We start from the raw sequence: 23,835 nt of genomic DNA on the forward strand, positions 1-23,835 counted from the left end.
GGCGAATAGCTACGAGGTCCGAAGAGCTATTACGAATTTCGTAACACCGCCCCGGACGGTGGGCGCCCCCGCGTGGGAACCGCGACGGGCCGCGAACTGGCCGCCGAAACGGGCTTCCCGCGGCGCGCCGACGCCACGGGCGTGTCCCGCGAGTACGACAAACTGGTGCGCGACGAGATCCCGGCGATCATCGCGGCCGACGGCGAGACACCGATCACCCACGCCGTCGAGGGCGAGACCTACGAGGCGCGCCTGTTCGAGAAGTTGGCGGAGGAGACGGCGGAGCTACGGGGGTCCCCGGGTGTCGAGGAGTTCGCGGACGTGCTGGAGGTCCTGGACGCGCTGCGGCAACGGCTCGGCGTCGAGGAGGCCGAACTGGAACGGGTCCGTGCGGAGAAGGCGGTGGAGCGCGGGCGGTTCGACGACGGCGTCGTGCTGGAGCGCGTCGAGGGCGGGACCGACGGGCGGGCTTAGACGTACGGCTCGGGGTCGAGGTCCCGCTCGTCGCGGTACTGCTCGACGAACTCGCTCACGTCGAACTCGAGCATCTGCTCTTCGAACTCGGTCATCGCGCGGTCGCTCTCGGCGTGGGAGACGGCGTGCTCCATCAGTTCGATCACGAGTTCGACGATGACCTCGTGGAGCCGCCGGGCGTCGAAGTCGGTGATCCACACCATCGCGAAGCCCACGTCGCCCTCCTCGCTGGCGTCGGCGACGGCGACCTGCTCGGGGAACTCCTCCATCACCATCCCCATCAGGTGGGGCGTGCCGAAGTCCGGCATCTCCTCGCTGGTCGTCTCGACGGCGCCTTCGAGCGTGTCGACGAGGAACTCCGGGAAGAAGCGCGTCGGCGGGTGCATGTCCATCACGACCGCGTGGGCGTCGCCGCAGTCACAGTCGAGTTCGCGCATCCCGAGGTCGAGCGACGTGAGGGAAATCGTCTCACCACACGGGAGTTCCAGTCGCTCGCCGCCTGCTGTAGCCATGCTCGTTGGAGGGGGCTGCCGGGCAAAAAGGCCGCCGCTCCCGGGCTACTCCTCCTCGTCGGGGGAGCCGACCTCGAACGTCTCGTTCTCGTCGTCGACGCGCTCCTCGTCGTCGTCGGCGATCGAGACGTGGTCGCTCTCGTCGTCCTCGTCCTCAGCTTCCGCATCTTCCGCCTCCGCTTCTTCCTCCTCAGCTTCCGCATCTGCCTCCTCCGCTTCTTCCTCCTCCGCCTCCTCGTCCTCCGCTTCTTCCTCCGCCTCCTCGTCCTCGTCCTCGTCCTCGTCCTCCAGCCCCTCGATCTCGACTTCGACCTCGATCTCGAGGCCGTCGGTCTCCAACTCGGCCTCCATCTCCCGCTCGTCGCCGGCTTCGATTTCCAGTTCCTCGCTGTCCACCTCGACCTCGACCTCCACGTCGACGGATACGTTGGTGTCCTCGGACATCACACCCACGTACGAACAGAACGGGCATAGTTCGGTCGGCCGATTCAGGTAGCCGCGACGGTTCCCGGGGGCGCGTTCCGAGGCTGTTTCCCCCTCGCTCCGTTCGGACACGGCCTCGCGTTCGACACGCTTTACCCCGAAACAGCCCCACCAGAAGCCATGCAAGAGGAGACCCGCGTCGAGTGGCGCCAGTGGGGTCAGGACGCCTTCGACGAGGCCCGCGAGCGGTCCGTTCCCGTACTGCTCTCCCTGTCGACGACGTGGTGTGTCGACTGCCACGAGATGGACGCGACCACCTACGCCGACCCGAACATCGCGGCCAACCTCAACGACCGCTACGTCCCAGTCCGCGTCGACGCCGACCGCGAACCGCGCATCCGCGAGCGCTACGCCGCCGGCGGCTTCCCGTCGACCGTCTTCCTCACACCCGACGGGGAGGTCATCTCCACCGCAACCGCGCTCGCACCCGACGGGATGCGGCAGGTGCTGAACCGCGTCGCGGAGACCTACGCCGAGAAGGGCGACGACGCCGGCCGGGTCCCACGAGCGCTCGCCGGCGACCTCCCGCCCGCCGGGGCCGTCGACGCGACCATCGAGGAACAGCTGGCCGGCCAACTCGGCGAGAAGTTCGACGAGCGCTTCGCCGGCTGGGGCGAGAGCGCGAAGTTCCCGCTCGCCCGCACCGCGGAGTTCGCGCTCAAACGGGAGCGCCAGCAGGCCCTACGGACCCTCGACGCCGTCCGTGACCACCTCCACGACGAGGTGGCCGGCGGCTTCTTCCGCTACGCCGGCCGCCGGGACTGGGGCGACGTGCACCACGCGAAGCTGCTCGACACCAACGCCACCCTCCTGCGGGCGTTCGCCCACGCCTACGTCTACACCGGCGAGGACGCCTACCGCGAACCCGCCGAATCGACGATCGACTTCCTCACCGACGACCTCTGGAGCGGCGTCGCCGTCGGCGGCAGCATGGGGCCGGGCGAGGGCGTCGAGTACTGGGGGAAGGACGCCGCCGGACGCGCTGACGCCCGCCAGCCCCGGACCGACCTCACGGCCTACGCCGGGGGCAACGCGCTGGCCGCCGACGCGCTCCTCGCGTACTACGGCTACACGGACGACGAGCGCGCCCGGGAGTACGCCGACCGGATCCTCGACTACCTCGAACGCGACCTGATCGAACACGGCTCGGTCGTTCACTTCCGCGAGCGCGGACAGGCCGGCCCGCGGGACACGCTCTCGGACCTCGCGGCCGTCGTGGGCGCCTTCACCCGGGCCGAGCAGACCATCGGCTACGGCGCCGGCGTCGCCGCGACCGTCGCCGACCACGCCATCGAAGCGCTCCACGACGACGGCTCGTTCCGCGATGGCCCCGCCGAGGGGCCGGGGCTGCTCGACCGCCCGCTGCGCCCCCTCGACGGCAACGCCGCGATGGCGAACGCGCTCGTCGATCTGGCGACACTGACCGGCGACGACGAGTACCGGGAGGTCGCCCGCGAGACCGTCGGCGCCTTCGCCGGCGCCTCCCACCGGATCGGCGTGCAGGTCGCCGAGTACGGCACCGCTGCGAGCCGGCTCGTCCACGATCCCCTCACGATCGCGGTCGCCGACGACCCCGGGAGCGACCTCCACCGCGCCGCGCTCCGGGTCGCCGACCACGAGAAGGTGGTCGTCCCGAACGCTGGCGACTCGATCGCACCGGAACTCGACCGCGGCACCGCCCGCGTCGTCGGCGTCGACGAGCCCGCCAGTGATCCCGAGGCGCTCATGGGCCGCGTCGCCGACCGGCAGTAAGCTCGGCCACGGTCGGCAACGGCCTGCACGAGTAAACGTCCGGAGAGTTTTTGCCCCCGCGGGGTGTCACGGTTGTTCATGGCAAGCTTACGCGATCTGGGGCTCTCGGAGTACGAGGCGCGGGCCTACCGAGCGCTGCTCGATGACTCCCCCAGCACCGCAAAGGAGCTCTCGCGCTCCAGCGACGTGCCGATGGGGCGGGTGTACGACGTGCTGAAGGACCTGGAACGGCGGGGGTTGGCCCGCAGTCAGGCCGCGAGTCGACCGAAGAAGTACGTGGCCGTCGAACCGGAGGCGGCACTCGACCGCCTGCTCGACGCCAAACGCGAGGAACTGGAGGAACAGGAGTCCCAGTACGAATCGACGGTCGAGCAGTTGGAGGAGGACTTGGACGCCGGCGTCCCCGCCGAGGAGGGGTTCTGGACGGCGGTGCTCGGCCCCGAGGAGTCAGCGGACCTCCTACTCGAACGGCTCGACACCGCGAGCGAACGGGTCATCGCCGTCGCCGGCGGCCCGACGCCGCAGTTCGACGTGGGGGAGTACGGCGACGAGGTGGCCGCGGCGTTCGGGCGCGCACTCGAACGGGGCGCGACGGTGTCGGTCCTGCTCGGTCCGGACCTGATCCGGACGCTCCCCGGGGCGGTGTTGCGGCGCTACGAGAGCGAGCTGGCCGACCACCCGAACTTCGAGGTCCGGACGACCGACCGTGTCAGCGGCTCGTTCCACCTCATCGACGGCAAGGAGGCGTGTATCGAGGTTCCAAACCCCCTGACGCCGCGGGAGCCGTTCGCGATGCTGGACCTGAAAGACCGGGAGTTCACCGGCGACGTACGCGAGACGTTCGACCCGCGCTGGGCCGAGGCCGAACCGCTCACGACCGAGGAGTAGCTACCCGGAGAGTTCGTCCCGGAGGGTGGCCATCGAGACTTCACGCTCGGCGACGGCGTCGTGCTGGTGGATCGACTCGTCGTTCTCCTGTTTCATGTGGACCACCGCGTCCTCCTCGAGGTCGGGGTAGGACTCGACGACGCCGCGGGCCAGCGACCGCACGCAGTCCTCGACGAACTTCGCGTTGGCGTGGGCGGCGTAGGTCATGTGGTCCTCGTCGGGGCGTTTGGCCATGTTGTAGATCCGCGCGCTCATCGAGTCCCGTGCGATGTCGATCAGTTCCATCAGGTCCACGTCGGGCTTGGTGTCCTGCGTGACCGTCAGCGTCGCGTGACCGCGCTGGGAGTGGCCCGGCTGGGGGACCTGATCGAGGAACGCCTCGGCAGTCTCGTCGTCGACGCCGAGGTCGGTGAGGGTCTCACGCGCTCGGGACTCGGACATCCCCTGCGAGCAGGGACAGACCGTCATCCCGGTGACCCGGCAGCCGATCTCCTCCTCGGTCCCCTCCTCGGTCGCCGTTGCCGACGCGATGATGTCGACGGTCCCCTGCGTGGGTCGGCCACTGGCGGGCGTCTCCTCGCGGAGCACCCACTCGGCCTCCATGTTGACCTCCGCCGTGGTGGTGTACTCGTGTTTGGCGAGCAGGCGCTCGGCGGCCTCGCCACACAGGTCCTCGACGCGGTCGGTCTCGCCGGCGACGGCGTCCTCGAGGACCTCGTCGATCACCTCCATGTTCCGGCTCATGTCGATCCCCTTCCGCCCGCTGGGGAGGTCGACGAACACCGAGAACTCGGCGGTCAGCACGTAGGGTCGCTCCTCGCCTTCGAGTTCGACGAGTTTCTCGACGCCGGTGACGCCGACCTGACTCAATCCGACCGTCACGTCGGGCTCTCCGGCCTGCACGTCCGGAAGCTGGTGACTCATTGTCAGAGAGTGAGTCCCGCGGGGGGATTACTGTGTTGGAACCGGAACGCGCGCGCTGGCGCACGCGCAAGCGAGCGATCAGGCCGTGACTTGTCGCCCGGCGGGAGTCGGCGGGAAAAGTCACCGTGACGGCGGCACCGAGGCCGCCGACGGTCACGTGCCGTGAGCGATCAGGGCCAGTCGTCGCGCTGATCGCCCTCGGCGAAGTGGTCGGCTTCCTCGTCCTCACCGCCGAGTTCCCAGCCCGCGGCCTCGGCGGCGTTCTCGAGGGGGAGGTACTCCCAGCCGACGGCGTCGGCCTGTTCGCGGTGCTCCTCCGAGATGCCGATGAAGACGTGGCGCTCGGTGTCGAACTGCTTTTTGACGTTCTCGAGGCTCTCCTCGACGCCGCGCGGGCCCGAGAAGAAGTCCTGTCGGATGCGCTCTTTCCGCGTGAAGTTAGTGACGACGTAGGTCGGTTCGTCGCTCACCACGCCGACGTAGCTCGTCCACCCACGGGCGTCGTTGAACACCGCGTTGGGGTCGGCGAGCGACTTCAGCGCGTCCAGTTCGAACGCGAGCGTCATGTCCGAGGAGCCGCCGGAGTCCATACGCTCTCTGGGGGCGGTCCCGGCCAAAACGACTTCGGTGTCGGCGGGAGATATAGGTCGCCGCTCGCGGGGAAAAGTTCGACCCTCGCCGGACTGCTCAGTCGTCCGCGGGCGGCGCTTCGAGGTCGTCGACGCTGAAGGACTTCTGCATCAGCGTCTCCTTCTCGTCGCCGACGCGGACGCCCTCACGCATCAGCTGCTTGTACGCCGACTGCGGGGCGAGGTCGCCGATCAGGACGCCGCCGACGATCTTGCCGTCCTTCAGGGCGAGGCGGCGCCACTCGGTGTCGGAGTACTTCTCCTCGACGCTGTCGTCGCCCAGCGTCGGGTGGCCAAAGGAGAGGAACGGGAAGTCGAAGTGCGTGATCGAGTACGAGGAGACCCAGCGGAACTCGTCGGTACCGTACTCGATCATATTGTTGGCCGCACACTCGCCCTGGGCCTTCGCCGAGCCCCACGCGCCGTTCTGGGCCTGCTCGCCGAGGATCAGGTCGTTGAACTTCGTACAGTCGCCGGCGGCGTAGACGTCCTCGAGGTTCGTCTGCATGTACTCGTCGACGATGATCCCGTCGGCGTCGTAGTCGAGACCGGTCCCACGGAGGATCTCGGTGTTGATGCTCAGCCCGATGGCGACGCCCGCGAAGTCGGCCTCGTACTCGTTGCCGTCGGGGTCGACCGCGCTCTCGACCCGACCGTCGTCGTCGACCTCGAAGTGGTCGACGCCGGAGTCGAACACCGGCGTGACGCCGCGCTCGCGCAGCGCGTCGTGGATGATCTCGGCACCCTCCTCGCTGAGCGCGTAGCGCCACCACGCGTTCCCGCGCATCAGGTACTTCGCCTCCACGTCCTGTGCGCCACAGATGGCCGCGAAGTCGATGCCGAGCAGGCCGGCGCCGACGATGACGCCGTTGTCGGCCGCCTCCACGTCGGCCTTGATCTTGCGGGCGTCCTCGAACGTCCAGAAGTGGTGGACGCCCTCGGCGTCGGAGTTCTCGACGGGAAGCTGTGCGGGCGTGCCGCCGGTGGCGAGCAGCAGCTTGTCGTAGCCGTAGGTGTCGCCCTCGTGGGTCGTGACCTCGTGACCATCGGTGTCGATGTCGACGACGAGGGTGTTGAGCTGGAGGTCGATCTCCCGCTCGTCGTACCACGACTCGTCGTGAATCGAGATGGGTGCCTCGGGAAGCTTCCCTTTCGCGAACTCCTTGATCAGGATGCGGTTATAGAGAGCCTCCCCCTCGTCGGTGATGACGGTGATGTCGGCGTCGGGTGCCTCCTCGCGGAGCGTCTCCGCGGCAGAGCTCCCTGCAACCCCGTCACCGATGATCACGAACGACTGACTCATGGCTTAGCGTTTGGCTGCGGGGGTTAATGTGGGTTACCATACGGTTTTCGATAGGGGAAACCGACGCGTGGGCGCCGCTCTCGCTGGGTTCAAGACGCTCGCGTTCCAACCCGATAGCGAATGAAGCTCCGCCAGAACGTGCGCCACTTCGCGGCGAAGCAGGCGCTCACGATGCCGGTCGTGGGGGAGAAGATGAACGACAAGCTGGTCGACCTCCACACCAGCGAGTTCGGGGACCGGGCCGAGGAGGGCCGCCGCGAGGAACGCGAACCCCACCTCGAGGCCTTCTTCGACTGCACGATGGACACCTATCTCGCGGCCCTCGACGCCGGCTTCCCGGAGGCGGAGGCCCGGGAGATCACGCACCTGCAGGCGAACTTCGAGTTCTACAACCACGGCTGGACGGAGATGATGGAGTTCCCCGCCGACGAGGTCGAGGCCCACTACGACCGCTACGCGGACTTCTTCGCGGCCCACGACATCACCATCGACGACCCCCTCGGGGAGTTCCGCGACCGGGAGATCCCCGACGCCCCCGCCACCCTCGAAAAACTGGACGATCCGGAACACCCACACGCCGCCGAGGGGTTCGAGGACGACGTGTACATCGAGACCGAGGACGGCGTCGTCGCCGGCGACCGGACCGACGAGATACAGGGTTCCGCCGACTGAACGGGCCTCGACGGGGCTGGTCCTTTCTCCCAGCGCCGGCGCTAGCGAGCAGGTGGCCTCACCGTCGACGGCGAGCATCGACGGTACACGACGGACCGGGCCACACGACTGCGGAGTCCGCCGTGGCAGTCGGTTAGCGCATACCGGGCGTTGCCTCGCTCTCGTACTTCAAGAAGGGCCTGCGGCTCCGATCGTCAGTCCGCCTTTCTGTCGATCAGTTTCGCGGCCTCGAAGCCGGCGACGATACCGCCGTCGAGGCTCCGCTCCGGGTACTGTGCCTCGCTGGCCATCCCGGCGTAGTAGAGTCCGTCGGCGACGTCCTCCTGTAGGTCGTAGGGGACCACCATGTCGAGGTAGCCCCGCTCGTAGATCGGCGCCGCACGCGGAGCCTTCGCCAGCCGGAACTGCTCGACGTTCTCGCGGCCGAACTCGGGGTACATCCCCTCGATGGCGTCGAGCCACTCGTCCTCGATCTCGTCGTCGTCGGCCGTCGCCAGCCACTCCTCGTCGCTCTGGACGTAGGAGGCGACGTAGAGCAGGTGGTCGCCGCCGTAGCGCTCCGGCGGGACGAAGTTCGTGTGCTCGATCAGCGCGCCGAAGGGTACGTCGTCGGCGACGTTGAGCCAGTAGGTATCGGTCAGAGGCTCGTTCATCGTCACGACCGCACAGACCGCGCCCTGGAAGTCGATCTCGCAGGCGTAGCCCGTCAGCTCCTCGAGCACGTTGGGCATCGTCGCCACGACGACGCCGTCGGTCTCCTCCGTGGTCGTCTCGCCGTCGCTCCCGGCCGTGATCGTCGTCACTTCGCCGTCCTCGATTCCGAGGTCGGTGACGCGCGTGTTCGTCCGCACGGTGTCGCGGCCGACCGCGTCGACCAGCGGGGAGAGCAACGCGTCGAAGCCGCCCTCGGGGTAGCCGAGCATCTCGCCGCGCAGCAGGTCGCGCTCGCCGCGGAACTTGATCCGGCCGAGCAGCCACGCCGCGCTCACGTCCTCCTTCCGATCGCCGAACTTCGCGTCGAGCAACGGCTCGAAGAAGTTGTCGTACACCCCGCGGGAGGTGTGTTCGAGGAGGAACTGCTTGATCGGCACGTCCTCGAAGTCGGTCATGTCCTCGTAGGTGTCGAACTTCGGGATCCCGCCGCGAACGTCGACCTCCATCGTGAGCATCCCCAGCCGGAAGATGTCGTAGAGACTCATGTGGGGGTACGCGAGGATCTCCCACGGCGTGTCCATCGGGTAGGCCGTCCCGTCGACGAAGTAGGCGTTCTTGCCGAGGCGCCACTCGATCCGGTTGCCGGCCCCGAGTTCGTCGGCGAGGCCGACGATGGTCTGTTCGGACTTCGAGAGGTGGTGGTAGAACTTCTCGATGGGGTCGCCGGCGGTCTCGTAGCTGGCCGCCAGCCCGCCGAGGTCTCCGCTCCCTTCGAGGATCTCGACCTCGTGGCCGCGCTGCTGGAGGCTGTAGGCGGCCGCGAGTCCGGCGATCCCGCCGCCGACGACGTGATACATACGGGAAAGACGGGAGGGGTAGAGGAAAAACTGTCCCGATATCGCCGGCAGTCGCCGACACCGACCACACACGACCCTTTTTTTATCGACGCGCGGGAGTGGCCCGTATGGATACTTCCCACACGAACACCGCCGGCCCGGGTGCACGATGGTAGACATCGCGCTGTCGCTGGGTCGGCTCTTTATCGCCGTGGTACTGGTGGGGCTGAACGGCTTCTTCGTCGCCGCGGAGTTCGCCTTCGTGAGGGTCCGTGCCACGTCGGTCGAACAGCTGGCCGACGAGGGGCGCGCCGGTGCAGGGGCACTGCAGGACGTGATGGCCGATCTCGACAACTACCTCGCGGTCACGCAGTTGGGCATCACCCTCGCCTCGCTGGGGCTGGGGTGGGCTGGCGAGCCCGCCATCGCGTCGCTGCTGGAGCCCGTTCTCGGCTCGCTGCTCCCGTCGGGGGTCGTCCACCTCGTCGCGATCGCGATCGGCTTCTCGATCATCACGTTCCTCCACGTCGTGTTCGGCGAACTCGCACCCAAGACGTTCGCCATCGCCCAGACCGAGCGCCTCTCGCTGCTGCTCGCGCCGCCGATGAAGCTGTTCTACCTGCTGTTCTACCCCGGCATCGTCGTGTTCAACGGCGCAGCCAACGCGTTCACGAGCATGCTCGGCGTCCCGCCGGCCTCGGAGTCCGACGAGACCCTCGGGGAGCGGGAGATCCGACGCGTGTTGGCCCGCTCCGGCGAGGAAGGCGACGTCGACGTGGCCGAGGTTGCAATGATCGAGCGCGTGTTCGAACTCGACGACACGACCGTCCGGGAAGTGATGGTGCCGCTGCCGGACGTGATCAGCGTCCCCGCCGACGCCACACTGCCCGAACTGCGCGAGACCGTCTTCGAGTGGGAGCACACCCGCTACCCAGTCGTCGCAGCGGACGACGGGACGCAGGTCGCCGGGTTCGTCGACGTGAAAGACGTGCTGCGCGCGAGCGAAGCAGACGCCGACGGGGAGACGACTGCGGGCGACCTCGCCCGGGAGGTGCTCGTCGTACCCGAGACGACGACGATCAACGACCTCCTGTTGCAGTTCCAGTCCGACGACCAACAGATAGCCGCCGTCATCGACGAGTGGGGTGCCTTCGAGGGGATGGCCACCGTCGAGGACGTCGTCGAGGCCCTCGTCGGCGACCTCCGCGACGAGTTCGACGCCGTCGACCGGGAACACTCGATCCGCCAAGGCGACGCGGGCGAGTTCGACGTCGACGGCGGTGTCACCATCTCGGCGGTCAACGACGCACTCGGGACCGATCTGGATCACGATGCCGTCGAAACGATCGCCGGACTGATCCTCAGCCACCTCGATCGGGCACCGCAACGCGGCGACAGCGTCGAGATCGACGGCTACGTCGCCGAAGTGACCGGCGTCGACGGCGCCCGCATCGAGACCGTCCGGATCACCGAGCGCGACGACGACGGCAACGCCGAGAACGTCGCCTGAACGGCCCCGCAAGCAGCGTCTCTACGGGCGGGCCGTCAGCGAGCCCACCGAACTCAGTTCCGCGCGACGAGCAGCGTCGTCCCGCCGGCGTCGAGCAGGCGGACGTTCTCGAGTCCGGCGTTTTCGGCCGCATCACGCAGCGACTCCCGGTCGTGAACCGGCACGTGGATCGTCTCGCTCGTCGTCGCCGACTCGCTCTCGCCCACGTCGGTGGCGCGGTAGCCCATCCGGAGGTCGATGCCGTCCTCGGCCGGGAAGTCCGTCACCGAGCGTTCGAGTCGGTAGCCGCTGCCGGTGAGCACCCCCACCGACTCGACGGCGTCCCGAACCGCGCCACCGTCGGTGACCGCCCGGAACAGCAGCGTCCCGCCGTCGGCGAGCCGGTCGGCGCCGGTCTCGATCAGCGCCGTGGGGTCCTCGACGACCGGCGGCGACGCGGGGCCGGCCATCGCCACCACGGCGTCGAACGACGCGGCCGTCGGCGGGTCGAGCGGGTCGCCGACCGCTACCTCGGCGGCGGGCGCCCGGTGGGCCGTAAACCGGAGCAGTTCGTGGTGGGAGTCGATCCCGAGCGTCCGGTCGTAGCGGTCAGTGAGGTGGGCAAGCAGCGCGCCGACGCCGCAGCCGAGTTCGAGGGCGTCGCCCGACTCGGGGGCGAACGCCTGGACGGCCTCGAAGTCGCCGGCGACGCGCTCCTCGTCGGTCAGCCGGTCGAACACCGGCGCGAGCGTGGTGTACAGCGAGTGCTCGCCATCGGGGTCCCGGAGCACGCGCTCGCAGGCGTCCGCGAACGTCGGCGCGGCGGGAACGGGCATCAGCGGCGGGTCCTCGGGCGGCGGGCTCGGTGGCACGGCTCGATGGGGTGCATACGTCGTTCTCGAGGGTGGTGGGCCAAAAAGCGGTTTCCATCGGCCCCGATCCGATGGTGGATCGAGTGACACGGGGCCCACCAGCGAGGCACGGCCCTCCCCGTGTGCGTACGGGAAACGTCGCGACGGGTCGGCCGGAGGCGCGTGTCTCAGGCCGCGGCCGCCGTGGTCTCGGGTTCCGGTTCTGCCTGAGTCGCCTGTTCCAGCACGCTGCGCGAGCGCAGCAGCAGGAAGCCGAAGCCGACCTTCGCCGAGAGGTCGAGCACCATGAACGCGGCCGTCTCCCAGTACAGCGGGATGACGCCGATGGTGCCCTCGGTGCCGAGGACCCACACCACGGGGTAGAGGAGCCACAGCACGATAGTCAAGTTTCGGAGCGTGCCGAACAGTCGCGCCACCTCACCGGACTTCTGGCGGGCCTGATCCGAGAGCGTGCCGACGAGGATGTACAGCAGCGCCAGCAGGGCACCGGTGCTGATGCCCCACCAGAGGATTCGGTACGCCGGGGTCGGCTCGAGCGCCGCGACGACGCCCGTCGCGATCATGAACACGTCGAGGCCGACCAGCGTGGCCAGCGTGTTCCGGTTCGCGCCGGCGAGCAGCGCCAAGTCGAACAGCAACAGCGGCGTCGTGAACACCCAGTCGGCGTAGCGGGCCCAGTAGATGTCCAGCGTCTGCTCGCCGACCACCACCTCCGTGAGGCCAAAGCCCGTGGCCATGAGCAGGTACATCGACGCCGCGATGGTGGTGATGAAGATCGTCGCGATGTAGAACTGCTGCATCTCCGGGTCCCGGACCCCACGGCCGCGGGCCACGAAGTACAGCGTCCCGATGGTCATCCCGGCGGTACCGGTCCACAGCCATATCGATTCTGCAGCCATAGCCGAGTAGTAGAGTCGCCAGTATCATAGACTCTCTTACACTTTACCGACGGGATGGCGGTCCAGATACAGATATGAGATTGCTCACAGATCTGCATCGGCGCTCGACCCGTCGACCGACGCTCGCGTCCTCTCGGCCACACGGGAAATCACCGCTGTATGACTCTCTCGGCGTCCGAAACGAGCCTGATCGACGGACATATCTACGGCCGTCGTGCAAGCCGCTACCATACACGATGAGCGCCAAGGAAGGGGGCGTCGACGACCCCATCGCGTCGGCACTGGTCGGGGGGACGGTCTACGAACGGCTCCGGGTCGAGCGCTACCAGCTGTTCCGCCAGTCGATCCCGGTCAAGCTCGCCGCGCAGGGCGCGATCCTCGCCGGCCTCGCGCTGGTGATCCCGTTGGCGATGACGCTCCCGTCGTCGACGCGGGCGCTCTTTCCGGGTGGCGACCCGCTGACGGCGTCGCCGAAGATCCTCCTGTTGGGTGCCTACGCCGGGGCGATCGAACTGGTGGCCGCCGCGGCGCTCTGCTACGTGGGGTATCGACGCCTCCGGGGCGGCGAGATCGGTGAGGCCGAGGCTCGCCACCTGCTGAACGTGGAGGACGTGGCATCGATGGTGAGCCTCGTCACCGGCGGTGCGGCGGTTCTCGCCGTAGACGCCTTCTTCCTGCTGGGCCACGGCGGCGCTGACGCGGTCGCCGAACTGCTGGCCGCCGGCGGGAGCAACCCCTTCGCCGGAACGCCCGTCCCGGTGACGGTCGTCGGCGTCGGGCTGGCGGCGGCGTCGCTGGCGGTTGCGCTGTTCGTCGGGAGCTACTACTTCTCCCGCCAGTTGTCGGCCTGAAACGCCACTGCGGGGGTCGGGACGATTACCCTTCGGTGTCCGTCGCGTCGTCGTCGCCCCGCAGCCGCACACGGACGCTCTCGGCGTGGGCCTCCAGCCCCTCCGCCTCGGCGAGGGTCGTGACCGTCGAGGAAAGCGAGTCGAGCGAGTCGCGGTCGAGTCGCTGCACCGTCGAGGAGCGCAGGAACTGATCGACCGAGAGGCCGCCGTGGACCTTCGCGCCGCCGCCGGTCGGGAGCACGTGGTTCGTCCCGGTGCCGTAGTCGCCCGCCGCGACGGGGGCGTAGGGGCCGAGGAACACGCTGCCGGCGTTGGTGATCCGGTCGAGCAGTTCCTCGTCGTCCTCGGCCTGTATCGAGAGGTGTTCGGCGGCGTACTCCTCGGCGAACAGCACCGCCTCGGGCATCGAGCGGGCGACGAGCACGCCCGAGGCGTCGTTGTCGAGCGCCTCGCGGATCAGTTCCTCACGCTCGCGTTCGCCGGCCTGTCGATCGACCTCCTCGGCGATGGCGTCGGCCAGTTCCTCGTCGGCGGTGGCGGCGACGACGCTCGCCTCGGGGTCGTGTTCGGCCTGTGCGATCAGGTCGGCGGCGACGAACTCTGGGTCGGCGGTCCCGTCGGCGAGGACGAGCACCTCGCTCGGGCCGGCGAGGAAGTCGATCTCGACCTCACCGCGGACCTCCGCCTTGGCGGCGGTGACCCAGGGGTTCCCCGGACCGACGATTTTCTGGACCGCCCGGACGGTTTCGGTACCGTAGGCCAGCGCGCCGATCGCTTGTGCGCCGCCGACGGAGTAGACGGCGTCGGCGCCGGCTTCGTGGATCGCTGCCAGCGTGACGGGGTTGATCTCCTCGGCGGGCGGGGTGGCGACGGCGACGTGTTCGACGCCGGCGACCTTCGCGGGGACGACGCCCATGATCGCGCTGGAGGGGTAGGCGGCGGTGCCGCCCGGGACGTAGACGCCGGCGCGCTCGATGGGCCGGAAGCGGCGGCCGAGTTCCCGGTCCTCGAACGTCTCGCGCCAGTCCTCTGGGCGCTGGCGCTCGTGGAACGCCCGGACGTTCTCGATGGCGTCGCGGATCGCCGCCAACGTTCCCTCGTCGACCTCGTCGACGGCACGCTCGGCCTCGGCGGTCACGTCGACGTTGGCGACCTCCACGTCGTCGAACTTCCGGGAGAACTCCCGGAGGGCGGCGTCGCCCTCCTCCCTGACTTTGGGGAGGATCTCGCGTACGTCCTCGCGGGCGCTCTCGACGCCCGAGTCCCGGTCGAAGAAGGCCCGGCGCTCGGCCGTCGAGAGGTCCGCGATCGCTCGTGGTTGCATGGCTCGGCGTTGACCGGCGCGGCCTAAGGCCGTTGCGGATAGCCGTCGCTTCGGAGCCGTGAGTTCCCGGCGGCGGGGCGTCGACCGACGACGCTGCCGCTCGGAGAAGTGAAAGTCAGGGGCCCGCTTCCACGGACGCCCGAGTAGTTTGGAGTAGTGCGTCGAAGAACGGCAGCCGACTTACAGTCGGGTCAGGTTCGTCGCGCGGGGGCCCTTGTCGGCCTGCTCGATGTCGAACTCGACCTCCTGCCCTTCCTCCAGGTCGGGACCGCCGACGTCTTCCATGTGGAAGAACACGTCGTCGTCCGCGTCCTCAGTCTCGATAAATCCGTAGCCGCCCGTGTCGTTGAAGAAGTCAACCGTACCAGTCGCCATTACGTTTCTACAAAACCGTCTCCGCATGTTAACCCCTTCGGTCCGTGGATCACTCCGATCACGGCATCGCCGGCCCATTCCGGCACGTCTCCACGGCTGGAACGCCGGCCGACGGCCCTTTACTCGGTGGCCTCGCAGTGACGGGTAGTGAACCCAGAGGACGTCCGCGAGGACTGGGCCGAGAGGACCGGGGAGTTCTCGCCGGAGTACTACGCCCACAAGGGCCCGAACGAGGCCAGCGAGTCGATCCGAGAGCTCGTCGAGCACTACAGCGACCGCTCGGCGCGGATACTGGAGGTCGGCTGTAGCTCCGGGCGCCACCTCGCACACCTCCACGACGGGGGGTTCCGGAACCTCCACGGGATCGAGATCAACGAGGACGCCATCGACGTGCTCCGCGAGGAGTACCCGGGGCTCGCGGCCGACGCGACGTTCCACGTCGGCGACGCGGGGGACATCCTCACCGAGTTCGCGGACGATGCCTTCGACGTCGTCTACACCGTCGAGACGCTCCAGCACATCCACCCCGCCGACGCCGATGACGTGTTCGACGAGGTCGCTCGCGTGACCGGCGACCTGCTCATCACCGTCGAAAACGAGTCCGCCCGCGGCGCGGGCGCCCGTGAGGACGCCGACGTCTCCTACGTCAACGACGAGTTCCCGCTCTACCACCGCGACTGGAAGGCGGTCTTCGGCGACCGCGGCTTCGCCCAACTGCTCTCGGAGTCGAGCAAGCGTCGGGACCGACTGCGGCTGTTCCGGCAGCCGTAACGAAACGCCCAACGAGGTGCGACGGGTCTGCGTAGACGATTTCCACGAGGATCCCCTCGCGATCCACTTCCGGGCACTCGGGTGAGGGTCGCAGTTCGCCCGTCAGGTCACTCGCAGTAGTAGCGAGCGCGAAGGCGTCGGGGAGACCGTCGTTTGAACACTGCGGGCTGTCCCAGTCAGAGATTGTTTCTCCGGCGTCTTTCAGAGAGTCGGCAACACGGCAGTCGGCGGTTTCGAGTGCATCGACACGTTCCCGGAACGCTGCCGCGGGCTGTTAGGTCTTCGAGAACTGCTCGGGACCGTAGATAGCCCCTTACTGGATCTGTAAAAGCGTCAGCTACCCAATCCTACACGAACGCTTGTCGGATCAGCGCCGCGAGCACCCGGGCGAACCCCGTCCCGTCGCTCCAGAACGCCGCCTCCTCGCCGACGGTCGGCATCTCCGAGGCGGGCTGGACGCTCAACAGCACCGTATCACGGTCGACCAGCAGCAGGCGTCCGACGCTGAGTTCGGGCGTCTGGTCCTCGACGGCGACGACGGAGAGGCCGGCCGCCTCGGCGGCCGCCCGCACGTCGGGCTCCGCGCTGGCGACGGTCACCGCGACGCCATCCTCGGCGACGGCCGTCAGCGCCTCGGCCACGTCCTCGGTCAGCAGCGCCGTCTCGCCGGTGGCGAACAGCACCTCGTCGTCGGCGTCGCCGATCAGGGAGGTGATCCGGGCGGTGACGTTCTCCCGCCCCTCGGTGGTCCAGATCGACTCCCGGTCGTCGGTGGGCGCGTGCTGTTCGCGGACCTCGACGAGGTACTCGAAGGCGCCGTCGCCGGCCGACTGGAGCCGGTCGTAGAGGAGTTCGCGGGCCTCCTCGATCTCGACCGGGCGGTAGCGCGTGGGCGACCCCTCCTGGACGTCGATGAGTCCCAGCGACTCCAGTTCGTCCGCCGCGCCGTACACCTGCGATCGGGGCACGTCGGTGACGCCCGCGACCTCGCTCGCGCTCGCGACGCCGAGTTTCTGCAGGCCGACGAACGTCCGGGCCGCGTAGGTCGACAGCCCGAGTTCGGTCAGCGCCTCGACGGCCTCGGCGTCCTGCATCACTCCTCGTCTCGACTCCACGCTTGGTTGATCCGGCCGAGTTGGGTTTCGCTGATCTCACCCCGCTCGAAGCCGCCGTAGGCGTCGTCGAGGTCGGCCGCGGAGACGGCGCCGGAGGCGGTGACGCGCTCGAAGACGTCGGTCACTACTTCCACCGTCGTCTCACCACTCGTCTCGTACTGCCTCCCGTCGACAGTCACGATACCCTTGAAGTCGAACTGGTCGCCGTCTTCGGCCGTCTCGGGTACCGTCGCGGTGTACCGCAGCGTCGGGTTCTCGCCCTCGAACGCGACCGAGAGCAGGCCGTCGCCCTCGACGGTCCGAACGGGCACGGGCGTCGCCGACTCGACGCTCGCCGTTCCGTCGACGCGCTCTGAGAGGACCGCGCGGCCGTCGACCCCCTCCGTTTCGACCGTCACCGAGACCGTCCCGCCGGGGGCGACGACGCCGCGGTCGAACCGGCGCCGGGCACGCGGCTCCGACGCGGTGGCGTCGGTCGCCTCGGCACCGTTACCGGCCACGGGTGCCGCGGCCGTCGTCCCGTCGGCCGTACCGCTCGTCGTGGGCTCCTGATCGTCCGAATCGTCGTCCGGCGCCGGGAACACGTCGGCGGGGCCGACGTACTTCGTCCACACCGCGAGCATCGAGGGGAGCACCAACACGCTCGCGAGGAACGCGTAGATGATCGTCAGCCCCGTGATGATCCCGAACTGCTGGAGCGGCGGCAGGATGGCGAACACCAGCACGCCGAAGCCGCCGACGGTGGTCGCCGCCGAACCGAGCAGCGCGCCGCCGGTGCCGGTGACCGCACGCTCCATCGCCGTCCAGATATCGCCCGTACGGTCGAGTTCCTGGTTGTACCGCTCGGAGAGGTGGATGCTGTAGGCCACCCCGAGCCCGACAGTCAGGCTCGTGATCATCCCCGTGATGACGTTGAAGGAGATGTCCAACAGGAACATCGTCCCGAGGATCCACGTCACCGAGAACGCCACGGGGAGCAGCGTCACCGCCCCCAGCGTCGCGCTGCCCTCGGTGATCCGGTAGGCGATCATCAGGAACGCGAACGTCGCCACGAGCGTGATGATCAGGCTCTCGACGACCGTTTGCAACAGCTGGTCCTGTACGATCTTGTTCAGCACCGCGCTGCCGGTCGCCGTGGCCTCCAGTCCGTCGCCCTGCAGTTCGTCGGCGACCGACCGCATCGACTCGGTCACCGCGTCGCCGCTCGCACCGCCCTGCACGGAGACGATCATCCGCATCGCGACGTACTCGCCGTCCTCGCGGTGGATGACGCCCGCCGCGCGGTCCGGAGCGGCCTCGTAGAGGTCGTCGTACAGCGCCGCGAGGTTCTGGTCGGGTACGCCGTCGCCGTTGCGGTCGGCGGCGGCGAAGCTCTCGTTGAACGACTCGTTCTCGGCGGCGACGCTCTTCATCACCGTCAGCGGGCTCTGAATCCGCGCCTCGCCGTTCGAGAGCGTCTGGGTCACGTCCTCCTTGTCCGCCGCGGAGCGCTCGGCCGCGTCGATGCGCTCTAAGGTGTCGGCCTGCGTGATCCCGCCGCCGCCGTCGTTGCGTATCAGGATCTGGGCCTGGGAGTCCTGCCGGACGAAGTTGTCGTTGACGTACTCGAGGTTCGCCTTCGCGGTGTACTCCCCGGGCGCGAAGGGCTCGGGCAGGTCCTTCATCCAGTCGGCCGGGTCCTCGGCGATGAAGTCGGTCTGCTCGAAGGAGGTGTCGACCTTCGTCGCGCCGTACCCCCCGCCGGCGCTGACTACCAGCGCCAGCACGATGACGAGGTACGGGCTCTTCTTCGCCGCCGTCGAGCCCAGCGAGAGCACCGTCGAGAACGCGCCGCCGCCGGTCCCGAACGCGCGCTTGCGCCGGTCGAAGCCGCGGGCCTCGAAGGCCTCGTCGATCTCGACTTTCACCGCGGGCATCAGCAGGCCGAAGATCAGCAGCGCCGCGGTTATCCCCGCGGAGCTGACGACCCCGAAGTCACGGATCGGCGGCACCGGGCTGGTGAGGTTCGAGAGGAACCCGATCACCGTCGTCGCCGTCACGTAGAGCAGGGCGATCCCGACGCCGACCAGCGCGGTCCGCATCGAGCCCCGCGGGCCGGCGGTCTCGTCCTGCGTGCGCTCCTCGCGGTGGCGCATGAAGATGTGGATCGCGTAGTCGATGCTCAGCCCGATCAACAGCACCGGGACGGCGATGAAGATCTGGTTGAAGTCGATCCCCGTCCAGCCCATGATGCCGAACGTCCACGCGAGCACGGCGCCGATGCCGAGCAGTCCGAGCACGATGTCGAGCGGGTCGCGGTAGGCGACCACCAGCGCGATCAGCACGAACGCGATCGCGAGCGGGCCGACGATCACCAGACTGTCGCTCATCGAGTTGGTGATCTCCTCGGAGATGATCCCCGCCCCGAAGACGAGGTACTCCCCGCCGTCGCCGCTGTCACCGAGGTCCTGCATCGCCAACTGGGCGTCGACGACGTCGTCGCCGGCGGTCCCCTGTGCGGCCGACCCCGAGCCCTCCATCGTGACGATGATCATCGTCGCGTCGGCCTCGGTCGATCCGGGTTCGTAGTCGGTGGGCATCAGGCCGAAGGCGCCGATGCTGTCGCCGCTCCCGCCGCCCCCGGCGTTACCGCCCGCGTTCTCGCCGAGCACCAGCAGGACCGCGTCGTCCAACTCCGAGTCGTTGAGCGAGGTCAACTGCTCGCGCTGCTCGGCGAGCGTCGCGTTCCTGGCGTTCCGGTACTCCTCGCGCTCGGTGTCGAGTTCGTCCGCGAGCTCCTGCAGGCGGTCGGCGTCGGCCTGAAGCTGGTCGGCGCGCTCCTGCAGTGCGGTGTACTCATCTTCGAGGACGCCGCGCGTCCCCAGCCGGTAGGCCTGCCGTGCCTCCTCCTCGGAGGTCGCGTTGCGAAGCTGCTGGGCCGCGGTTCTGAACGTCGCCGCGTCCTCGTCGCCGAGTTCGACCGAGGTGTTCGCGCGCACGTCCTCGAACTCCGCGTCGATGCTCGCGTCGCGGTCGTTTCGCAGCGTCGTCAGGGCGGCGTTGAGCTGTTCGCCCGTCGCCGCGAGCGTCTCGTTTCGCTGCTCGATGGCGGCCTGTTCCTCGCTGAGGCTCTCGTTGAGCGCTTGGAGTTCGGCCGCGGTTCGCTGGACGTCACGGCCCTCGTCGGCGGAGAGGGAGGCGATGGCGATGGCGTTCGCGATGCTCGCGCTCGGGGGGTCGCCCGCGAGCGTGCCGTTGATCGTTTCGTCGTCCCGGAGCGACCGTTGGTAGTCGATGATCCCGACCAACGACTCCTGATCCAACACGTTCCCGTCCGGTTGGCGGACGATGACCTGTGCGGTCGTCGTGTCGTCGTCGTCGGTGGTGAAGTTCTCGTTCGCGTAGTCGAGGGCGTCTCCCTCGGCGGAGTCGGTCTGGAACTGATCGAGCGACGAACTCTGCTCGACCATCGTGGCGCCGCTGCCGACCGCCACGGTGAGCACCAGCATCACCGCGATGACCGCACGGCTGTGGTCCATCACGCCGTCGACGACTGCGTCGACTCCCCTCATCCGCTCGGTTCCCTCCGTATCGACCGTTTGCCGTCGGTACCCATCTGTATGTACTCTCGTACTAACAGGGTGTGCATAACGTTTCCGACTTCCTGACCGTACGTTCAACCACGGCGCGTCGGGGGGTGGTCGTGGGGTCTCCGGTACACCCGCTATCGGCGTTCCCGGCGTCGTCGCAGCGCTCCGGACCGGAGCGACTCCCGGTGTGCTGCTGGCCGAACCCCTGACCCAGTTCCTCCTCAGCGGCCTGACGCGCCGGGTTTCGAGCGTTTCCATCCCGAGCCACCCGAGCGGCCGGATCCGTGCAGACGGAACGCTTTTCCTGACCGGACGTTCAGTATCGGTATGTCGCTTATCCCGGAGCGCCTCCGGCCGTATCTGGCCGGGCTGTTGGGGACGCTCGCCACCGGGTTCGGCCACCTCTACCTGCGGCGCTGGCTGCGCGGGTTCGGTTGGATCGCGCTGGCGTTCGGCGTCACGGCCGCGTTCGTTCCCGACTCCGCGCTCCAGAGTATGGCCGCAGGCGAGGCCGTCTCGACGCAGTCGGCGCTCTACCCGACGATGGCCGTCCAACTCGCCGGCGCGTTCGACGCGTTCCTGCTGGCCTACCGGAACCGGACCGACGACGCCACCGGCGCTGAGGGACCCGTCGTCGCCGACGCCACGGCCGACGCCGAGGGTTCCACGCCGGGTACCGTCGCCTGCCCCAACTGTGGGAAGGAAGTGGACGCCGACCTCGGCTTCTGTCACTGGTGTACGACTGAGTTCGTGACCCCCGACCCCGACTCGAACTGACCCCGATCCGGGCGTCCGGGAGGGCTGCGACCGATACGCCTATCCCGGTTACTGAACATTCAATCAACATGGGGGAGACACCACCGTTCCTCGCGGACCCCGAGAGCACACGGGAGTCCATCATGCGCGCGACGTACCTCGCGCTCTGTGAGCACGGGTACGCTGGCCTGACGATCCAACGGATCGGCGAGTCTTTCGAGAAGAGCAAGTCGCTGTTGTACCACCACTACGACGACAAGGACGAGCTGCTGCTCGCGTTCCTGCAGTTCATGCTCGAACAGCACGAGGCGTCGGTTCCCAAGGGTGCCGAGGAGGGCGCCGCCGAACGGCTCGACACCGTCCTCGACGCGATGTTGCCGCCGTCGCTGTCCGACGAGCACGAGGGGTTCACGGCCGCGATGGTCGAACTCCGGGCGCAGGCCGCCAACGACGAGCGCTACCGCGAACAGTTCGCCGAACACGACCGGGCGTTCCACGAACAGCTCGTCGCCGTGGTCGAGGACGGCATCGAGGACGGCACGTTCGCCGACGTCGATCCGGAATCGGTCGCGCAGTTCCTCAGTAGCGTCATCAACGGCGCGATGACCCGCCGGGTTAGCGGCGGCGACGACGACGCCGTGACCGCCACTCGAACCGAGGTCGACGCGTATCTCGACCGCGTGGTTCGGGCCGGCGACGGGGGCGCGGCATGACCGACGCCGCCGTCGACCTCCGCGACGTTCGCAAGACCTACCGGATGGGTGACCAGACAGTCCACGCCCTCGACGGCGTCTCCCTGACCATCGAGCGGGGCTCCTACACCGCGGTGATGGGGCCGAGTGGCTCAGGGAAGTCCACGCTCATGAACGTCGTCGGCTGTCTCGACACGCCCACCGAGGGCGTCGTCGAGGTGGACGGCGTCGACGTGACGACGCTTTCCGACGCCGAACGCACCGCCCTCCGGGGTGACGAGATCGGGTTCGTCTTCCAGACGTTCAACCTCATGCCCCAGCAGACCGCCCGCGAGAACGTCGAACTGCCGATGACGTTCCAAGGCGTCGGGCGCAAGGAACGCCGTGAACGCGCCGCGGAGTTGCTGGATCGGGTGGGGTTGGGTGACCGACTCGACCACAAACCCAACGAACTCTCCGGCGGCCAGCGCCAGCGGGTCGCCATCGCCCGCGCGCTCGCGAACGACCCCGCGATAATCCTCGCCGACGAGCCGACCGGGAACCTCGACAGCGAGACCGAGGCGGAGATCCTCGAACTGTTCGAGGAGCTAAACGCCGCCGGCAACACGCTGCTGGTGGTGACCCACGAGCGGGTGGTCGCCGAACACGCCGAACGGATCGTCCACCTGTTCGACGGCGGACTCGAGCGGATCGAGGAGATCGACCAGCGCCGCGTCGCCGGGGAGGCTGGGCGATGAAACTCGGCGAGAGCGTCCGGATGAGTTGGCGCGCGATCACGGGCCACAAGCTCCGGTCGGTGCTGACGGTGCTGGGCGTCGTGATCGGCGTCGGCTCGGTGATCACGTTCGTCACGCTCGGCGCGAGCCTGCAGGCCGCCATCGTCGGCGACGTGGCGACCTCCAGCCCCGACATCGCCGTCTCGGTCGGCCCCGAGAGCGGACAGGGCGGCCCGCCGAGCGGCGACGCCGTCCCGGTGTTCACCGAACACGACATCGAGCAGCTACAGGGTATCGAGAACGTCGAGGCCGTGGTGCCGACCGGACAGGTCGGGATCGCAGGGCTACAGTACCGCGACGACCGGATCAGGTGGCCGTCGATGACCGCGACCACCGCCGCCTCCTTCGAGGGCGACGACTTCGCCTCCGGCGGGGTGTTCACGGCCGGCGAGAACGAGGTCGTCCTCAACCCCGCGGCCGCGACGATGTTCGAGCAGAACGTCTCGGCGGGCGACGAGATCACGGTGGAGTTCTCCGAGAACGACTCGCGAACCCTCACCGTCGCCGGCGTGCTGAACGCCTCGACCGGCTTCGCGGCCGTCGCCGGCGGCGGCGGGACACCCGCGATCTACGTCCCGACGGACCCGTTCTACACGACAACCGCCGAGAGCCCCGCGACCGGCGAGCGCGAGCGGGCGTACCCACAGCTGACGATCCGGGCGGTCAGCTACGAGCAGGTCGACGACGTGGAGCCGCCGGCGCGTGACTACCTCGAAAACGAGTCCGACGCCAGCCAGCTCAAGCCCGAGTCCTACGAGATCACGCTCACGACCAACGACGCGTTGGTCGAGCAGATCCAGAGCATCCTGAGCACGTTCACCAACTTCATCACCGGCGTCGCGGTGATCTCGCTGCTGGTCGGCGCCATCGGCATCGCGAACATGATGCTCGTGAGCGTCACCGAGCGGACCCGCGAGATCGGGATCATGAAGGCCATCGGCGCCACCCGCCGGGACATCGTCCAACTGTTCCTCGTCGAGTCGGTGATCCTCGGCGTGATCGGCTCGGTGATCGGGACGCTCGTCGGCCTCGCCGGCGGCTACGCCGCGGCGACGCTGATCGACCTCCCCATCGCGTTCGCGCCCGAGTGGTTCGCCATCGCGGTCGTCGTCGGGATGGGCGTCGGCGTGCTCGCGGGGATCTACCCCGCGTGGGACGCCGCCCGCACCGACCCCATCGACGCACTCCGCCACGAGTAGCCGGCGTCGGCCCTCCTCCC

General features: G+C 68.6%; 23 protein-coding genes. 11 read left to right on the plus strand and 12 right to left on the minus strand.

What is annotated here, in order from left to right; genetic code table 11:
- The first annotated feature begins 141 nt into the window (after positions 1-141).
- A complete protein-coding gene (locus NO998_RS10490) occupies positions 142-474 on the plus strand; it encodes a nucleoside triphosphate pyrophosphohydrolase (RefSeq protein WP_267647213.1) in 333 nt (110 codons plus the stop codon).
- Here NO998_RS10490 and NO998_RS10495 read toward each other — a convergent pair.
- Together NO998_RS10495 and NO998_RS10500 are read right to left on the minus strand one after the other, a co-directional pair.
- On the minus strand, positions 471-986 hold the full coding sequence (locus NO998_RS10495; protein ID WP_267647080.1) for a DUF5815 family protein: 516 nt from the start codon (positions 984-986) through the stop codon (positions 471-473). The genes NO998_RS10490 and NO998_RS10495 overlap by 4 nt on opposite strands.
- Positions 987-1,031: 45 nt before the next feature.
- Positions 1,032-1,430, minus strand: coding sequence for a hypothetical protein (locus NO998_RS10500; RefSeq protein WP_267647081.1), 399 nt, complete (start codon positions 1,428-1,430; stop codon positions 1,032-1,034).
- Positions 1,431-1,589: 159 nt separating this feature from the next.
- On the opposite strand from NO998_RS10500, the gene NO998_RS10505 reads away from it, so the two are divergent.
- Positions 1,590-3,221, plus strand: coding sequence for a DUF255 domain-containing protein (locus NO998_RS10505; RefSeq protein WP_267647082.1), 1,632 nt, complete (start codon positions 1,590-1,592; stop codon positions 3,219-3,221).
- A 78-nt stretch (positions 3,222-3,299) separates the two neighbouring features.
- Positions 3,300-4,109, plus strand: a complete 810-nt coding sequence (locus tag NO998_RS10510) for a TrmB family transcriptional regulator (RefSeq protein ID WP_267647083.1) — start codon at positions 3,300-3,302, stop codon at positions 4,107-4,109.
- Here the strand turns inward: NO998_RS10510 and mptA are convergent, their stop codons facing one another.
- The 3 genes from mptA to NO998_RS10525 all read right to left on the minus strand — a co-directional run bounded on the left by mptA (position 4,110) and on the right by NO998_RS10525 (position 6,965).
- Complete coding sequence (gene mptA, locus NO998_RS10515; RefSeq protein ID WP_267647085.1) at positions 4,110-5,033, minus strand: GTP cyclohydrolase MptA; 924 nt, start codon at positions 5,031-5,033, stop codon at positions 4,110-4,112.
- A 170-nt stretch (positions 5,034-5,203) separates the two neighbouring features.
- Positions 5,204-5,623: a DUF7124 domain-containing protein gene (locus NO998_RS10520; RefSeq protein ID WP_267647086.1), complete on the minus strand. Its 420-nt coding sequence runs from the start codon at positions 5,621-5,623 to the stop codon at positions 5,204-5,206.
- A 97-nt stretch (positions 5,624-5,720) separates the two neighbouring features.
- The gene (locus NO998_RS10525; RefSeq protein ID WP_267647087.1) at positions 5,721-6,965 is read right to left on the minus strand and encodes an NAD(P)/FAD-dependent oxidoreductase; all 1,245 of its coding nucleotides are present in this window, start codon (positions 6,963-6,965) and stop codon (positions 5,721-5,723) included.
- A gap of 120 nt (positions 6,966-7,085) precedes the next feature.
- Between NO998_RS10525 and NO998_RS10530 the strand changes: the two genes are divergently transcribed.
- The gene (locus NO998_RS10530; protein WP_267647088.1) at positions 7,086-7,637 is read left to right on the plus strand and encodes a DUF6149 family protein; all 552 of its coding nucleotides are present in this window, start codon (positions 7,086-7,088) and stop codon (positions 7,635-7,637) included.
- Between the two features lie 194 nt (positions 7,638-7,831).
- Here NO998_RS10530 and NO998_RS10535 read toward each other — a convergent pair whose 3' ends face one another.
- Positions 7,832-9,148, minus strand: coding sequence for an NAD(P)/FAD-dependent oxidoreductase (locus NO998_RS10535; protein ID WP_267647089.1), 1,317 nt, complete (start codon positions 9,146-9,148; stop codon positions 7,832-7,834).
- A gap of 148 nt (positions 9,149-9,296) precedes the next feature.
- Between NO998_RS10535 and NO998_RS10540 the strand changes: the two genes are divergently transcribed.
- Positions 9,297-10,637 (plus strand): hemolysin family protein, encoded by a 1,341-nt coding sequence (locus tag NO998_RS10540; RefSeq protein ID WP_267647090.1) that lies wholly within the window; start codon positions 9,297-9,299, stop codon positions 10,635-10,637.
- 53 nt (positions 10,638-10,690) lie between these two features.
- On the opposite strand, the gene NO998_RS10545 is transcribed toward NO998_RS10540, so the two are convergent.
- Complete coding sequence (locus tag NO998_RS10545; protein ID WP_267647091.1) at positions 10,691-11,452, minus strand: class I SAM-dependent methyltransferase; 762 nt, start codon at positions 11,450-11,452, stop codon at positions 10,691-10,693.
- Between the two features lie 203 nt (positions 11,453-11,655).
- Positions 11,656-12,387, minus strand: coding sequence for a bacteriorhodopsin (locus tag NO998_RS10550; protein ID WP_267647092.1), 732 nt, complete (start codon positions 12,385-12,387; stop codon positions 11,656-11,658).
- A gap of 236 nt (positions 12,388-12,623) precedes the next feature.
- On the opposite strand from NO998_RS10550, the gene NO998_RS10555 reads away from it, so the two are divergent.
- Entirely contained in the window at positions 12,624-13,238 is a 615-nt protein-coding gene (locus NO998_RS10555) for a hypothetical protein (RefSeq protein ID WP_267647093.1), read from the plus strand.
- A 25-nt stretch (positions 13,239-13,263) separates the two neighbouring features.
- On the opposite strand, the gene hisD is transcribed toward NO998_RS10555, so the two are convergent.
- Both hisD and NO998_RS10565 read right to left on the minus strand, forming a co-directional pair.
- A complete protein-coding gene (gene hisD, locus NO998_RS10560) occupies positions 13,264-14,562 on the minus strand; it encodes a histidinol dehydrogenase (RefSeq protein ID WP_267647094.1) in 1,299 nt (432 codons plus the stop codon).
- Between the two features lie 180 nt (positions 14,563-14,742).
- Positions 14,743-14,937, minus strand: a complete 195-nt coding sequence (locus NO998_RS10565) for a cold-shock protein (RefSeq protein WP_049980416.1) — start codon at positions 14,935-14,937, stop codon at positions 14,743-14,745.
- Between the two features lie 147 nt (positions 14,938-15,084).
- Between NO998_RS10565 and NO998_RS10570 the strand changes: the two genes are divergently transcribed.
- Positions 15,085-15,708 carry a class I SAM-dependent methyltransferase gene (locus NO998_RS10570; protein ID WP_267647095.1) on the plus strand — a complete coding sequence of 208 codons (624 nt, stop codon included), beginning with the start codon at positions 15,085-15,087 and terminating at the stop codon, positions 15,706-15,708.
- A 347-nt stretch (positions 15,709-16,055) separates the two neighbouring features.
- Here NO998_RS10570 and NO998_RS10575 read toward each other — a convergent pair whose 3' ends face one another.
- Positions 16,056-16,802: a TrmB family transcriptional regulator gene (locus tag NO998_RS10575; protein WP_267647096.1), complete on the minus strand. Its 747-nt coding sequence runs from the start codon at positions 16,800-16,802 to the stop codon at positions 16,056-16,058.
- A complete protein-coding gene (locus NO998_RS10580) occupies positions 16,802-20,374 on the minus strand; it encodes an MMPL family transporter (protein WP_267647097.1) in 3,573 nt (1,190 codons plus the stop codon). Before NO998_RS10580 ends, NO998_RS10575 begins: the two co-directional genes overlap by 1 nt.
- Before the next feature lie 345 nt (positions 20,375-20,719).
- Between NO998_RS10580 and NO998_RS10585 the strand changes: the two genes are divergently transcribed.
- The 4 genes from NO998_RS10585 to NO998_RS10600 all read left to right on the plus strand — a co-directional run bounded on the left by NO998_RS10585 (position 20,720) and on the right by NO998_RS10600 (position 23,815).
- On the plus strand, positions 20,720-21,169 hold the full coding sequence (locus tag NO998_RS10585) for a zinc ribbon domain-containing protein (protein ID WP_267647098.1): 450 nt from the start codon (positions 20,720-20,722) through the stop codon (positions 21,167-21,169).
- A gap of 68 nt (positions 21,170-21,237) precedes the next feature.
- On the plus strand, positions 21,238-21,861 hold the full coding sequence (locus NO998_RS10590) for a TetR/AcrR family transcriptional regulator (protein WP_267647099.1): 624 nt from the start codon (positions 21,238-21,240) through the stop codon (positions 21,859-21,861).
- Positions 21,858-22,577: an ABC transporter ATP-binding protein gene (locus NO998_RS10595; RefSeq protein ID WP_267647100.1), complete on the plus strand. Its 720-nt coding sequence runs from the start codon at positions 21,858-21,860 to the stop codon at positions 22,575-22,577. The genes NO998_RS10590 and NO998_RS10595 overlap by 4 nt, the downstream gene beginning before the upstream one ends.
- On the plus strand, positions 22,574-23,815 hold the full coding sequence (locus NO998_RS10600) for an ABC transporter permease (RefSeq protein ID WP_267647101.1): 1,242 nt from the start codon (positions 22,574-22,576) through the stop codon (positions 23,813-23,815). Before NO998_RS10595 ends, NO998_RS10600 begins: the two co-directional genes overlap by 4 nt.
- The last annotated feature ends 20 nt before the right edge of the window (positions 23,816-23,835 follow it).

Origin of the sequence: Halolamina litorea (genome assembly GCF_026616205.1) — an archaeon.
Classification (GTDB): domain Archaea; phylum Halobacteriota; class Halobacteria; order Halobacteriales; family Haloferacaceae; genus Halolamina; species Halolamina litorea.

Bases quoted from the DNA above. Each gene is read 5' to 3' on its own strand.
- NO998_RS10495 (WP_267647080.1), bottom strand. From the start codon at position 986: ATGGCTACAGCAGGCGGCGAGCGACTGGAACTCCCGTGTGGTGAGACG.
- NO998_RS10500 (WP_267647081.1), bottom strand. From the start codon at position 1,430: ATGTCCGAGGACACCAACGTATCCGTCGACGTGGAGGTCGAGGTCGAG.
- NO998_RS10505 (WP_267647082.1), top strand. From the start codon at position 1,590: ATGCAAGAGGAGACCCGCGTCGAGTGGCGCCAGTGGGGTCAGGACGCC.
- NO998_RS10510 (WP_267647083.1), top strand. From the start codon at position 3,300: ATGGCAAGCTTACGCGATCTGGGGCTCTCGGAGTACGAGGCGCGGGCC.
- mptA (WP_267647085.1), bottom strand. From the start codon at position 5,033: ATGAGTCACCAGCTTCCGGACGTGCAGGCCGGAGAGCCCGACGTGACG.
- NO998_RS10520 (WP_267647086.1), bottom strand. From the start codon at position 5,623: ATGGACTCCGGCGGCTCCTCGGACATGACGCTCGCGTTCGAACTGGAC.
- NO998_RS10525 (WP_267647087.1), bottom strand. From the start codon at position 6,965: ATGAGTCAGTCGTTCGTGATCATCGGTGACGGGGTTGCAGGGAGCTCT.
- NO998_RS10530 (WP_267647088.1), top strand. From the start codon at position 7,086: ATGAAGCTCCGCCAGAACGTGCGCCACTTCGCGGCGAAGCAGGCGCTC.
- NO998_RS10535 (WP_267647089.1), bottom strand. From the start codon at position 9,148: ATGTATCACGTCGTCGGCGGCGGGATCGCCGGACTCGCGGCCGCCTAC.
- NO998_RS10540 (WP_267647090.1), top strand. From the start codon at position 9,297: ATGGTAGACATCGCGCTGTCGCTGGGTCGGCTCTTTATCGCCGTGGTA.
- NO998_RS10545 (WP_267647091.1), bottom strand. From the start codon at position 11,452: ATGCCCGTTCCCGCCGCGCCGACGTTCGCGGACGCCTGCGAGCGCGTG.
- NO998_RS10550 (WP_267647092.1), bottom strand. From the start codon at position 12,387: ATGGCTGCAGAATCGATATGGCTGTGGACCGGTACCGCCGGGATGACC.
- NO998_RS10555 (WP_267647093.1), top strand. From the start codon at position 12,624: ATGAGCGCCAAGGAAGGGGGCGTCGACGACCCCATCGCGTCGGCACTG.
- hisD (WP_267647094.1), bottom strand. From the start codon at position 14,562: ATGCAACCACGAGCGATCGCGGACCTCTCGACGGCCGAGCGCCGGGCC.
- NO998_RS10565 (WP_049980416.1), bottom strand. From the start codon at position 14,937: ATGGCGACTGGTACGGTTGACTTCTTCAACGACACGGGCGGCTACGGA.
- NO998_RS10575 (WP_267647096.1), bottom strand. From the start codon at position 16,802: ATGCAGGACGCCGAGGCCGTCGAGGCGCTGACCGAACTCGGGCTGTCG.
- NO998_RS10580 (WP_267647097.1), bottom strand. From the start codon at position 20,374: ATGAGGGGAGTCGACGCAGTCGTCGACGGCGTGATGGACCACAGCCGT.
- NO998_RS10585 (WP_267647098.1), top strand. From the start codon at position 20,720: ATGTCGCTTATCCCGGAGCGCCTCCGGCCGTATCTGGCCGGGCTGTTG.
- NO998_RS10590 (WP_267647099.1), top strand. From the start codon at position 21,238: ATGGGGGAGACACCACCGTTCCTCGCGGACCCCGAGAGCACACGGGAG.
- NO998_RS10595 (WP_267647100.1), top strand. From the start codon at position 21,858: ATGACCGACGCCGCCGTCGACCTCCGCGACGTTCGCAAGACCTACCGG.
- NO998_RS10600 (WP_267647101.1), top strand. From the start codon at position 22,574: ATGAAACTCGGCGAGAGCGTCCGGATGAGTTGGCGCGCGATCACGGGC.